Origin of the sequence: Pseudomaricurvus sp. HS19 (assembly GCF_009857815.1) — a bacterium.
In the GTDB taxonomy this organism is placed as follows: domain Bacteria; phylum Pseudomonadota; class Gammaproteobacteria; order Pseudomonadales; family Cellvibrionaceae; genus Pseudomaricurvus.
In genome coordinates, this window is the sequence record NZ_WVVW01000001.1 from 830,709 (window position 1) to 844,187 (window position 13,479).

Here is a 13,479-nt window from a genome sequence, read left to right on the forward strand (position 1 = left end):
CTCATCACACCATAACGATAGATATCGGGAATGTTTCCGCTCCGGTGGGGTCTAACCCGGGCCGGACTGCGGTATTACCTGCAGCCGGTATTGGCTTCAAAACCTGAGATAGGGATCTATGCAATCTGTATATCGCCGCCTTCTTGCACCCGCCGCCTCCGCTTTCCTGATTTTTACCGCCCTGCACTCCACGGCCAGCCTTGCCGAAATCCAGTTCAGCCAACTGCAGGAGCAAACCACCGTCGACATTATCGACAAGCTGGGCAGTCGCCACTACCGCAACCTCCCCTTTGACGACAAGCTCTCCGAACAGATGCTGGATAACTACCTGAAGGCACTGGATCCTGCCCGGGTATTCTTCCTCCAGTCCGACGTGGACCAGTTCCGCAAGCGCTACGGGGACAAGCTGGACGACCAACTGAAATCAGGCAACCTGGATGCTGGCGAGGAGATTTTCAACACCTTCGAAAATCGTGCCCGCGAACGCCTGCAGTGGATTATCAGTAAGCTGGAAACCGACGCAGGCTTCAAATTCGACTTCACACAGGATGAGTTCCTCTCCATTGATGAGGACAACATTCACTGGCCCAAAACCGCCAAGGAAGCCGATGAACAGTGGCGCAAGCGCGTTAAGGCCGGCATGCTCAGCCTGGTCCTCTCTGACCAGACCCAGGAGAAGGCCCGCGAAACCCTGTTACGCCGCTACCGCAACCAGCTGGCCCGCCTGGACAAGCGCGGTGCTGATGATGTCTACGAAACCCTGATCAACTCACTGGCGATCCTCTACGATCCACACACCAGCTACCTGGCACCGCGAACGGAAGAGAACTTTAATATCTCCATGTCCCTGTCTCTCGAAGGCATTGGCGCTGTACTGCAAACAGAAGACGAAATGACCAAGGTCGTGCGCCTTGTCAGCGGCGGCCCGGCGGAAAAACAGGGCGACCTGAAACCCGCAGACCGGATCATTGGTGTCGGCCAGGGCAAGGATGGCGAAATGGTGGACGTGGTCGGCTGGCGCCTTGACGAGGTGGTTGACCTGATTCGCGGCCCCAAAGGTACGGTGGTGCGACTCAAGGTGCTGCCGGTAGAGGCCGCCGATGAGAGCAACAACAAAATCGTGCTTATCAGCCGCGACAAAGTGAAGCTGGAAGAGCAAGCCGCCAAAAAAGGCATAATAGAGCTGACTGATGGTCAGGACCTGTTCAAGATCGGCGTCATACACGTGCCCGCCTTCTACATCGACTTTGAGGCCTATCGCCGCGGCGACCGCAACTTCAAGAGCACTACCGGCGACGTTTACCGCCTGCTGACCGAGCTGCGCCAGGAGAACATCGACGGCCTTATCATCGACTTGCGCAATAACGGCGGCGGCTCACTGCAGGAGGCCACCACACTGACCGACCTGTTTATTGACCAGGGCCCGGTGGTACAGATTCGCCAGACCGCCCAGAGCATCTCCCGCAACTACCGCTCGCGGCAACCCGCCGTCTACCGTGGCCCCATGGTGGTGCTGACCAATCGCCTCAGCGCCTCGGCTTCGGAGATTTTTGCCGGCGCTATCCAGGACTATAAACGCGGCCTGATTGTGGGCAGCCAATCCTTCGGCAAGGGCACCGTGCAATCCCTCATGCCGGTTGAGAGCGGCCAGCTGAAACTCACCGAATCCAAATTCTATCGGGTTTCCGGTGACAGCACCCAGCACCGCGGTGTTATTCCGGATGTGGCCTTCCCGCAGCTGGTGGATATCGATGAAGTGGGTGAAAGCTCCTATGAGACCGCCCTGCCCTGGGACCAGATTCACCCGGTACCACACGACTCCTATTACCCACTGAACAAAGTGTTGCCGCAAGTTGTCGCCAGGCATCAGTCACGCAGCGAAAAGGATCCCGACTTTATCTTTATCCAGCAACAGCTTGAGCAGCTGCGGAGCAACAAAAGCCGCACCCAGCTCTCCCTCAACGAAGCAACCCGACGGGCCGAGCAGAAAGCGCTGGAGGATAAAGCCCTGGAGCTGGAGAACCAGCGCCGCAAAGTGAAGGGGTTGCCGCTGTTTGAAAGCGCCAACGCGCTGGAAGAGGACCAGGAAAAGCGCGCCGATGAGCGCATGGCAGAAGCCGGTGACAAGGATCTGCACACCGAAGATGACCCACTGCTGGCGGAAGCCGGGTATGTGCTCATCGACATGATAGGCGCACTACAGAAGCAACCACCGGATCAGGTTGCCGACTTCTGACCCACTCCCCTGAACCGGCGCTGCAACAGCGCCGGTTCAGCATTCAGACCCCTCAGCACCAGCGAAACAACACCCATGAAATTTATCTCGTTTAACGTCAACAGCGTGCGTCAGCGCCTGCACCAGCTGCAAGCCCTGGTGACCGCCCACGAACCGGCCGTGATCGGCTTGCAGGAAACCAAGGTACAGGATCACGAATTCCCACAGCAGGAGCTGGAGGCACTGGGCTATCAACTGGCCTACATCGGCCAGAAGACCCACTATGGCGTCGCGGTGATGAGCAAGCTGCCCATACTGTCTGTGCAGAAAGGCTTTCCCGGCGACAGTGACGAAGAGCAAAAGCGCTTTCTGGCCGCCCGCCTGCAACTGCCCGAGGGTAAACCGCTGACAGTGATCAACGGCTATTTTCCCCAGGGCGAGTCCGTTAATCACCCGGAGAAGTTCCCCAACAAGCGCCGCTTCTACCAGCAGACCCTCAAATACCTCAACGACAACTGCCAGCCCGGCGAGCCGGTCATTGTCATGGGTGATATGAACATCTCCCCAACCGACCTCGATATCGGTATCGGCGAAGATAATCGCAAACGCTGGCTGAAGAGCGGCAAGTGCAGCTTTCAACCTGAAGAGCGGGAGTGGTTATCGCGGCTGGAACAGTGGGGCCTGACTGACACCTTCCGCCACCTGCATCCGCAGGCGAACGATGCCTTCAGCTGGTTTGATTACCGCAGCAAGGGTTTCGAAAGGGAGCCGCGTCGCGGCCTGCGTATCGACCTGATTATGGCGTCACAGCCGCTACTGGCAAAATGTACCGCCGCCGGTGTGGATTATGAGATCCGGGGCATGGACAAGCCGTCAGACCACGCTCCGGTCTGGAGTGATTTCGACCTGTAAAACGATAGAACCGCGAGCAGCGTACGGCAACGCCATGCTGCTTGCGCAACGGGCCCTGACACCAGCTGCAGCGCACTGACCAAGGCCAGACAGCAGTGGATCGCCGTCGGGTACGAGGCCTACTCCGGCGCCACCTCTCCCGCAGTCCAGCGACTCAACACCCCCTCCAGTACTTCGAGACGGATAGGCTTGGGCAGATAGTCATCCATACCGGCAGCAAAGCAATTGGACTGATCGCCGTCACCGCTATGAGCAGTCATGGCAATAATAGGCGTGCGACGCAGGTCCTGGACGTCTTCCAGCTCGCGGATACGGCGAGCAGTTTCGAATCCGTCCAGCTCCGGCATATGACAATCCATCAGGATCAGGTCAGGCGGGTCACTGCGGTAGAGTTCCAGTGCTTCCAGCCCGTTATTGGCAATTACCGTGCTGTATCCCAGCTTGCTGAGCATCCCCTCACCCACCATCTGGTTAACCCGGTGATCATCCACCAGCAATACCCTGCCCCCACCTTGCGGCCGAGGCTCGCTGCGGGCACTTTTCGCTTCCAGGGGCTTACCGAGAATAAGATGGGCCAGCAGGTCGTGAAAGGGCTGCTCCATCAGGGGCCGGTAAACAAAGTGCAGGTTGCGATTGGCTGCCACCAGGTTTTGTAACCCATGCTGATTGAGATGGCTGTGAGAGAGCAACAGCAGGATCGGCACTTCCGGCACCTCCGCTTGCGCCTGGTATTCCTGCAGAAACTCTGCCACAGGCTCTTCCCGCTGCGGCACATTAATCATAATGAGATCTACCGGGTTGCGACCTTCCTGCGGCTGAAGGTGCTCGCTCACCTGCGCAAAGCCCGACACCCGCTCAAACCGCAAGCCCCAGTCCTGCATCAGGCGACAGTGCTGTTCCGCGACAGGTAAAAGTTTATCCAGCAGCAACAGGCGCCGATTCTGCAGCCCCGGGTTTGCCACCAGGCCGGTGTGCTGCGGTCCCTGAATCAGCAGCGGCACACAGAAACGGTAGTGCGTATCACGACCACTGATACGATCAATATCAAGGCTGCCGTCCATGCACTCGGACAAACCCTTGCACAGCGTAAACCACAGGCCCTCGTCGCCACTGCTGTCACGCTTGCCCGATCTGCCTGGCTCACTGCCACTGGCCGGGGTATCTCCCAACTGGTCAATAATCAGGACCTCCAGCAGGCCCCGGTCAGCGCCGCTGCGCTTGAAGTCCAGCTCCACCTGCAAGCGACCCTGATCGGAATAGGCAACAGCATGGACAAACAGGCTCTTGAAAACCTGACCAATGCGCGCCGGATCGCCTTCGGCACGCCAGGGCACTTCTTCGCTCACTGACATTTCCACCTCAACCCCCTGCCGGTGGGCATCGCTGGACAGCTCCTGCACCCACTGCTCCAGCTGCGTACGCACGCTGAAGCCACTCTGGTCCAGGATCAGCTTGCGCGCGTTAATCTGGGAAAAGTCGACAATGTTATTCACCAGATCCAGTTGCTGATCACTGGACTTTCGGGCCAGATCCAGCAATTCCTGCTGCTGCGGAGTGAGACGACTGTCCGCCAGTAGCGACAAGCCGCCAATAATATCGTTTAGTGAGGTGCGCAGTTCATGGCCGAGGCTGTTGAGGAAACGGGTATTGAGATCCACAGACGCATCCACGTCTCTTTTCTCCGCCTCGAGTGAACGGGCCTTCTGCCGCAGGGCGAAGTTGGCCTCCAGCCGCTCCCAATAGGTACTGCACAGCACTTCCACCTGGTGATTGAGCATGAGTACAAACACCAGCATGATCACACCGTACATATAGCCTTCAATACTGTTAAGCGTGAAGGCTGCAATGGTCGGCGGTAGCAGAGCGATCGTCAGGTAGAGACGGCTGAAGCGCTGGAACGGCGACGTCACCTGCAGTGTGGTGGAGAAGAAAATGATGGTGTACATCCACAACAGCGGGGTTTCACCAACCATACCCAACGTCAGGGTGAGGGTTACGAGAATAACACTCCACCAGGCCGCGCCGAGCAATGTGGCCACGAAAAAGAGGTTGCGCCAGCGGCTGGGCCCTGCGGCATAGAGGTTATCGAAACGTACCAGGATGAAGGCACGAATCAGGGTTGTCACAATCAGACCGATCGTCAGTACTACCGCCAGCGTGGGGTGCAATACCCGCAGATAGCCGATAGCCAGACAGAGAAGATAAGCGAGAACATTAAGAGTCAATCCGCGGCGACTGTACTTCGCCATACGGGCATCGGTATCGCGCATGATGCTGCGATCTTTCTGAACCTTGCTATGCGCCTGAAAAAGGGCCACCAGTGTCCTCCGCCTGATGGGCGGCCAGGATTTGTACACCCATTGCCAGGCCCCACCGATTTGCCGTGTCCGTTGCAGAGTATAGGCCGACACACGCGTCAGCACCCACAAACAGAGCAAAAAGCAATTTATTATTAATAAGTTAGGTAATTATCTTTAGTAAAATCTTAAAGCCCGCCCGGGCTTATTGACCTACCATTTCCACCAACACCGTTTTGATGATGAAGCCCAGCAGCCCCAACCCCAGTGCCGTGAATAATATAAAGGTACCAAAACGGCCAGCTTTTGACTGTTTAGCCAGGTCCCACATGATGAAGGTCATAAAGGCGATCAGACCGCCCACACCCAAAATCAGCGACCAGTGTTCAAAGGATTCGATATCCACGTGCGTTTTCCAACCTCTGTAAAGCTGAAAAAGCCGGCGATACGCCGGCTTTTTCTCTGGTACTTGACTGCTACAGGCTCAGTATCAGAGCGCTGAATCCAGCTCAGGCACAGCAGCAAACAGATCTGCCACCAGACCGTAATCGGCAACCTGGAAAATCGGTGCTTCTTCGTCTTTGTTGATGGCAACAATCACTTTACTGTCTTTCATACCTGCCAGGTGCTGGATCGCACCGGAGATACCAACGGCAATGTAGAGATCAGGGGCAACGATCTTACCAGTCTGACCTACCTGCATGTCGTTGGGTACGAAGCCGGCATCTACGGCAGCACGGGAAGCACCAACAGCGGCTCCCAGCTTGTCAGCTACCTTGTACAGCATCTCGAAGTTGTCGCCGTTCTGCATGCCACGACCACCGGAGATAACAATCTTCGCAGCAGTCAGTTCAGGACGGTCACTTACCGCCAGCTCTTCACCAACAAAGGCAGAGATACCTGCGTCAGTAGCGGTAGCAACATTCTCAACGGCGGCAGAACCACCTTCAGCAGCAACGGCGTCGAAGGCAGTACCACGCACGGTGATCACCTTGATAGCGTCGGAGCTCTGCACGGTAGCAATTACGTTACCGGCGTAGATTGGGCGCTTGAAGGTATCGGCGCTTTTGACACTGATAATGTCGGAGATGGCCTGTACGTCCAGCAGAGCTGCCGCACGTGGCGCCATGTTTTTACCGTTGGAAGTGGCAGGAGCCAGAACGTGGGTGTAGTTCTTGCCCAACTCGGCAACCAGCAGCGCCAGGTTTTCAGCCAGCTGGTGAGAGTAAGCCGCATCGTCGGCTACCAGCACCTTGCTGACGCCTTCTACCTTGGCAGCAGCTTCGGCAGCAGCGGCACAACCAGCGCCGGCTACCAGCAGATCAATATCACCACCGATGGCTTTGGCAGCGGCAACGGTGTTCAGGGTCGCGGCCTTGAGGCTGGCGTTGTCGTGTTCAGCTATGACCAGGATGCTCATGATATTACCTTCGCCTCGTTCTTCAGTTTTTCGACCAGTTCAGCCACATCGGCTACCTTGATACCGGCTTGACGCTCGGCTGGCGGCTCAACTTTCAGAGTTTGTACGCGCGGCGCAACATCAACGCCCAGCTCGTCCGGAGTAGTGGTATCCAGAGGCTTTTTCTTGGCTTTCATGATGTTTGGCAGGGATGCGTAACGAGGTTCGTTCAGACGCAGGTCAGTGGTAACAATTGCTGGCAGGTTCAGCTTGACAGTCTGCAGACCACCGTCGATTTCACGGGTTACGTCTACTTTGCCGTCGGCAACAACCACTTCAGAAGCAAAGGTACCCTGGGCCATGCCGGTGAGGGCGCCCAGCATCTGGCCGGTCTGGTTGTTGTCGCCATCAATAGACTGCTTGCCCATGATAACCAGATCGGGGGATTCTTTTTCGATGATAGCTTTCAGACACTTGGCGATGGCCAGTGGCTGCAGTTCAGCGTCGGTTTCCACAAGGATACCGCGGTCGGCTCCCAGAGCCATCGCAGTACGGATCTGTTCCTGGCACTGCTTGGTGCCCAGAGAAACAGCCACGACTTCTGTAGCAACACCCTTCTCTTTCAGGCGTACTGCCTCTTCTACAGCAATTTCACAGAAGGGGTTAATAGACATCTTTGCGTTTGCGATATCAACGCCAGATCCATCGGTTTTCGGACGGACCTTCACGTTGTAGTCAACAACGCGTTTAACTGCAACAAGAATCTTCATGGATTTCCCATTCGCTTATCTGTTAAGGATAAATGCCAAGTCTGCCCGAAACTCCCCATGACGAGAAGCGGCAGCCGGCGTTTCCATGGCTCGGAATGGCTCTGAAAAAGCCTGACCAGCCCCGGAATTCGGGGGTAGCGGTCTTTAGAGCGGCCAGTATACTGACCGTTTCGCCCTTCAAAATCAACACCCAGCGGTTACCGTGGCGGCGTACAGTCGCCATAAAGCGGTTCAAAAACGCTCCGGACACGATGAGCGTATTGTACTCCGCCACTGTCACAATCTGCTACTTGTAAGGCAATTTTTACGGTTTTATCGCTTTAAACGCGGTAAAAATGTCCCTTTTTGTCACCACCACGACCGAAATTGTGAGTGGTACCCCCAAATGGCCTTCTATATAATTCAGCGCAGAACCTCTGCCACCTGAAACGGGCGTTTTAGCCTCGTCCGATTCAATTCCTTTTTATTTTTGTGAACAGCCAGGAGAGATGACTGTGGAACGTGAATTTATGGAATACGACGTCGTCATTGTCGGCGCCGGTCCCTCTGGTCTTGCCGCCGCCTGCCGGATACGTCAACTGAGCGACGAAGTCAGCGTCTGCGTGGTGGAAAAAGGCTCCGAAGTTGGCGCGCACATTCTCTCCGGTGCGGTATTCGAACCACGCGCACTGAACGAGCTCTTCCCGGAGTGGAAAGAGCAAGGCGCCCCGCTGCACACTGAAGTAGCCGGCGACGACATCTATGTACTCAAGAGCGCCGAAAAGGGCCAGAAGGTCCCCAACTTCTTTGTGCCCAAGACCATGCACAACGAAGGTAACTACATCATCAGCCTCGGCAACCTGTGCCGCTGGCTGGCCGAGCAGGCCGAAGCGCTGGGTGTAGAGATCTACCCCTGCTTTGCCGCCGCCGAGATCCTCTACCATGAAGACGGCAGCGTTAAAGGTATTGCGACCGGTGACATGGGCGTGGGCCACAACGGCGAGCACAAAGACTCCTACATGCCCGGCATGGAACTGCACGGCAAGTACACCCTGTTTGCCGAAGGCTGCCGCGGCCACCTCGGCAAGCAGCTGATCAGCAAGTTTGACCTGGACGCCGGTAAAGAGCCGCAACACTACGGCATCGGCATCAAGGAAATCTGGAAAATCCCCGCCGAGCAACACCAGCAGGGCCTGGTGGTACACACCGCCGGTTGGCCACTGGCCGAGAACGGCGCCGCCGGCGGCAGCTTCCTTTACCACATCGAAGACAACCAGGTGGTATGCGGTCTGATTACCGACCTCTCTTACAGCAACCCCTACCTGAGTCCGTTTGACGAGTTCCAGCGCTACAAGCACCACCCGGTGATCAAGCAGTACCTGGACGGCGGCGAGCGCCTGGCCTACGGTGCCCGCGCCATCGCCAAGGGCGGTATCCAGTCGCAGCCTAAAATGCACTTCCCTGGCGGCCTGCTGCTGGGCGACAACGCCGGCACCCTTAACTTCGCCAAGATCAAGGGCAGCCACACCGCCATGAAGTCCGGCATGGTGGCCGCCGAGTGCGTAGTTGAAGCCGTCAAAGCCGAGCGCGCCAACGACGACCTGGTGGAATTCGACAAGGCCTATAAAGATTCCTGGGCGTATAAAGAGCTGTGGGCGCAGCGCAACTTTGGCCCGGCCCAGCACAAGTGGGGCAACATCATCGGTTCCGCCTACGCCTTTATCGATATCAATATCTTCAACGGCAATGTGCCATGGACCCTGTCCGACCCGGTTGCTGACCACGCACAACTGAAGCCGGCCTCCCAGTTCAGCCCCATCGACTACCCCAAGCCCGATGGCAAGCTGAGCTTTGACAAGCTCTCTTCGGTGTTCCTCTCCAACACCAACCACGAAGAAGATCAGCCGTGCCACCTGACACTCAAGGATGCCGAGGTGCCAATCAAGGTCAACCTGGCCACCTACGACGAGCCTGCGCAGCGCTACTGCCCTGCCGGTGTTTACGAGATCGTGGGCGACGACAACGACAAGCGCCTGCAGATCAACGCCCAGAACTGCGTGCACTGCAAAACCTGCGACATCAAGGATCCGACCCAGAACATTGTCTGGGTAGTGCCTGAAGGTGCCGGCGGCCCCAATTACCCCAACATGTAATTAGCCCACGTACAAAAAAGCCCGGCATTGCCGGGCTTTTTTGTTGTCGCTTGCTGCAAGGTTTATGTTGTGCAGCCCCGCGCCGCCGGGGCTCAGCCCAGGTAAAAACGCTCTCCGCAGGATTGCACAAAGAAGCGCCCATCCTCTTCTGTGGCAATCTCGGCCAGCTGGTAGTAAACCGCGCGACTCAACAGCCCCGGCAGATTGCCCCGCACCATCACGGAGGGCAAAGGGGAGCCATCGGTGGCAACATCGACCCACATGGGATGATCCCCGTCCAACAGAAATTCCGTACCCACGTTAGTGGCCAATGCCAGGCCGGGTTCGCCATTGGCATCCACCTCCCGCCAGGCGGTAATCAGAAAGGGAGCAACCTCCACCTGTATGCGCCACTTTTCCACCGGCGTCACCAGGAAATAGTCGTCAGCTTCGCGCTTCAGAATGGTGGAAAACATCTTCACCATAGGCAAACGCTCTATCCTGCTGCCCTGATAGAACCACTGCCCTTCCCGGTCAATGCGCATATCCAGGTCACCGTTAAGCTCCGGGGACCACAGGTGTACCGGCGGCAGCTTGTCGCAGTACTGCTTTTCCAGGTCGGCAATGGTGTCCAGAATCGAAGACGTGGGGCTATTCATGACCGTTCACTATGAGTAATTCAGGTGAGGTGAGTTTAACATCAAATGGAGCACCGCCCTGCCTCCCCTGCAAACCCCGCCAGCGGAGTCTTCAGTGGCGTCGTTCAACATCTACTCCGGCTGCACTGTCCAGCACCCCTTGCTGCAGCAACAGATCAGTGAACGCGTCGGCCGCCAGCGGTGCAGAACAGTGGTACCCCTGATACATATCAGCCCCCAACCGGCTCAACAGCTGTAGCTGGGCAGCGGTCTCTACCCCCTCGGCGATCACCGTCAAATGAAACTGGTGCGCCAGGTCCACCATCACCCGCAACAATCGCAACTGGCCTTCCTCATCCTCACAATCCACCACAAAGCTGCGATCAATCTTCAGATGACTGAAGGGAAAGTTTTTTACGTAGGAGAGCGACGAGTAACCGGTACCGAAGTCATCAATCGCCAGATTGACCCCCATATCTGACAGGCGCTGCAGGTAACCGAGAGCTGCCTGCACATTCTCCACCAACACACCCTCGGTCACCTCCAGTGTGATGGATTGCGGGTTGATGTTGTTGAGACCGATGGCGTCACGCAGCGAGCCGTAAAGACGACTGTCCCGCAGCTGGCGCGGGGAAATATTAATGGCGATGGACAGCGTTGGGTCATACCTGTGCCAGCGCACACACTGAGCTACTGCCTGGTCGATAATATAATCACTGATGTCCGCAATCAGCCCCAGCTCTTCCGCCAGCGGTATAAACTCCAGCGGACTGACCTCTCCCAGAGTCGGGTTGCTCCAGCGAGCCAGCGCTTCCGCTGACACGATACGGCCACTGGCAATATCCACAACGGGCTGATAATGCACATGGATTTCATTTCTCGCCAGGGCCCGCCTGAGCTCGGTTTCAATCAGCAAGCGCTTCTCACTTTCGCCGTTCATGGAGGCGGTGAAAAAGCGGAAGGTATTCTTGCCCTTGGCCTTCGCCCGATACATCGCCATGTCAGCATTGCGCATCAATAACTCGGGCGTATCGCCGTCTTCCGGAAAGGAAGTCAGGCCGATACTGGCGGTGACAAACAGCTCGCGCCCCTCAATCACCATCGGCGTACCGAGCACATGCCGTATACGCAAGGCGCTAAGCTCCGCTGCTGCCGTACCCGAAGACTCCAGAATCACCAGAAATTCGTCGCCTCCCAGGCGAGCCACAGTGTCGCCCTCGCGCAAGGTGGACAGCAGGCGTCGCGCCACTTTTTGCAACAACTGGTCACCGGCATCGTGACCGAGACTGTCATTGATCTGCTTGAAATTATCCAGGTCGATAAACATCAGGGTGAAGGAGCCGGACTGACGCCGTGCCTGGACAATACTGTGCTTCAGACGCTCAAAGGCCAGCAGACGATTGGGCAAGTCCGTCAGTGCGTCGTGGTGAGCCCTGTGACGTAATTGGTCTTCCTGTTCCTTGCGCAGCGAGACATCTTCCTGCACAGACAGATAGTTGGAAATTTGTCCATCTTCGTCCCTTAACGGCGAAATGAGACTGGAGGACCAGTAGAGCGAGCCGTCCTTTCGGCGATTGACGAACTCTCCCCGCCAATGCTCACCTTTACCAAGTGAATCCCACAACTCCAGATAATTTTCCTGCTGGGTCAGTCCACTGGAAAGCATATTGACGCTGTGACCGAGGACCTCCTCGCGGGAATACCCGGTAACACGACAAAAGGCGGGATTGACGTAGATAAGCCGGGCGTCCAGGTCTGTGATACTGATGGAGTTGGAAGCCTGATCCACCGCCTCACTCAGGAGCCTCAACTGGCGTATTGCGTTGCGCTCCTCAGTCACGTCGCGCAGCACCCCGGTAATCCGGTATTCACCACCGCCGGCATCATCCGTGCGCTGGCGGTTGGCGATGCAACGAAACCAGCGCAGGCCCAGACCGGGCGACTGCCAGGCAAAGGTAGAATCGCGCAGCTCATCCTGATCGGTGACACTGCGCCAGAACTCCAGCAGCGCCCGCCGATGCCCCAGCGCACGCAGACGCAACTGGCTCCACACCTCGGCGATGGAGATGCGCAATTCCAGGGGCAGCTCCCTGGCTGTACTGCTACTACCGGACAGCATCTGCCAGGCCGACGCAGAAAAGTAGAAGCACTGCTCCTGCAGTTCAAACCGCCAGCTGCCAAAGCCGGTTAACACCTGTGCCTGGGCCAGTGTGGTTTTCTGCATGCGCAAAACCTGCTCCGTGCTGAGGCGATAGAGCTCGGACTCAACACGACGCACCAGAACCTTAAAGAGATTGTTGGCCAACTCGATCTGTCGCAGGGGCTGGCGATGCAGGCACACCAGCAAGCCAATCGCTTCACCCTCCCGGTTTTGCAGTCGCTGCCCCAGATAGGCCTCGAAACCTTGCTTGCGCAGTAGAGGGGCGTCCCTGAAAAGGTCACTGACCCCCTCACTCACCGCCACCTCTCCGTCGCGCTGGACCTGCGCGCAAGGCGTACCTTCAATCTGGTACCAGAAGTTCTCCAGGTATTCGCCGTCACACCAGACCGACTGGGTTTGCATGACCGGCTGCGAGCCTGGCTGGAAGCGCCCCACGAAGACACAATCGAGATCCAGTATCCGGGACACCACCTTAACCAACGTGCTGAAATAGTCGGCGCCTTCCCTGTCCTCCAGGCGCTCCTGAAAATGTTCGATCAGCAGTTGCGTCGCCAGCTTTTCCGCCAGCACAGTGGATACCCCGCGGTACCCCCGATAGCGCTGCTGTTCATCGTAGTAAGGCGCCCCCCGAATCTCGATCACCAGAGGCACACCACTGCCGTGACGGGCGAGCATGTAAATATTGTTGAACGGCAAACGGGCGGCCAGCCTTTGCCTGAGATAAACGGGCTGGGGTTCGAATAGATGCAACCACCCCTCCGCCTCCAGAAAACTGCCCGTTCGCAGCTCCCCGCCTTCCAGTCCCATGGCCTGCAGCACGCCTGTGGTGACCGCGGATATTTCATGATCCGCATTAGTCTCCCACGCCCAATCACCCAGCTCCTCAAGACGATCTATTGAGTCCGTCAAGCACGGGAGGTTACGGCCTTGATTTTCCACCATCTAAACTGCAAGCCTTCAGAATTTCCTTTGACTC

At 57.1% G+C, this 13,479-nt stretch carries 9 protein-coding genes; 3 read left to right on the forward strand and 6 right to left on the reverse strand.

Annotation, left to right across the window (positions count from 1 at the left end; genetic code table 11):
- Positions 1-118: 118 nt before the first annotated feature.
- Positions 119-2,236, forward strand: coding sequence for a carboxy terminal-processing peptidase (locus GSF27_RS03645; protein WP_160965800.1), 2,118 nt, complete (start codon positions 119-121; stop codon positions 2,234-2,236).
- Positions 2,237-2,311: 75 nt separating this feature from the next.
- Positions 2,312-3,127: an exodeoxyribonuclease III gene (gene xthA, locus GSF27_RS03650; protein WP_160965802.1), complete on the forward strand. Its 816-nt coding sequence runs from the start codon at positions 2,312-2,314 to the stop codon at positions 3,125-3,127.
- A 119-nt stretch (positions 3,128-3,246) separates the two neighbouring features.
- Here xthA and GSF27_RS03655 read toward each other — a convergent pair whose 3' ends face one another.
- The 4 genes from GSF27_RS03655 to GSF27_RS03670 all read right to left on the reverse strand — a co-directional run bounded on the left by GSF27_RS03655 (position 3,247) and on the right by GSF27_RS03670 (position 7,593).
- On the reverse strand, positions 3,247-5,445 hold the full coding sequence (locus GSF27_RS03655) for a response regulator (RefSeq protein ID WP_160965804.1): 2,199 nt from the start codon (positions 5,443-5,445) through the stop codon (positions 3,247-3,249).
- 184 nt (positions 5,446-5,629) lie between these two features.
- Complete coding sequence (locus GSF27_RS03660; protein WP_160965806.1) at positions 5,630-5,830, reverse strand: DUF2788 domain-containing protein; 201 nt, start codon at positions 5,828-5,830, stop codon at positions 5,630-5,632.
- Positions 5,831-5,914: 84 nt separating this feature from the next.
- Positions 5,915-6,844 (reverse strand): electron transfer flavoprotein subunit alpha/FixB family protein, encoded by a 930-nt coding sequence (locus tag GSF27_RS03665; RefSeq protein WP_160965808.1) that lies wholly within the window; start codon positions 6,842-6,844, stop codon positions 5,915-5,917.
- On the reverse strand, positions 6,841-7,593 hold the full coding sequence (locus tag GSF27_RS03670) for an electron transfer flavoprotein subunit beta/FixA family protein (protein ID WP_160965810.1): 753 nt from the start codon (positions 7,591-7,593) through the stop codon (positions 6,841-6,843). The genes GSF27_RS03665 and GSF27_RS03670 overlap by 4 nt, the downstream gene beginning before the upstream one ends.
- A gap of 488 nt (positions 7,594-8,081) precedes the next feature.
- On the opposite strand from GSF27_RS03670, the gene GSF27_RS03675 reads away from it, so the two are divergent.
- Complete coding sequence (locus tag GSF27_RS03675; RefSeq protein ID WP_202410254.1) at positions 8,082-9,725, forward strand: electron transfer flavoprotein-ubiquinone oxidoreductase; 1,644 nt, start codon at positions 8,082-8,084, stop codon at positions 9,723-9,725.
- 92 nt (positions 9,726-9,817) lie between these two features.
- Here the strand turns inward: GSF27_RS03675 and GSF27_RS03680 are convergent, their stop codons facing one another.
- Both GSF27_RS03680 and GSF27_RS03685 read right to left on the reverse strand, forming a co-directional pair.
- On the reverse strand, positions 9,818-10,363 hold the full coding sequence (locus GSF27_RS03680) for a DUF1285 domain-containing protein (RefSeq protein ID WP_160965814.1): 546 nt from the start codon (positions 10,361-10,363) through the stop codon (positions 9,818-9,820).
- A gap of 91 nt (positions 10,364-10,454) precedes the next feature.
- The gene (locus tag GSF27_RS03685; protein ID WP_160965816.1) at positions 10,455-13,412 is read right to left on the reverse strand and encodes a bifunctional diguanylate cyclase/phosphodiesterase; all 2,958 of its coding nucleotides are present in this window, start codon (positions 13,410-13,412) and stop codon (positions 10,455-10,457) included.
- Between the last annotated feature and the right edge of the window lie 67 nt (positions 13,413-13,479).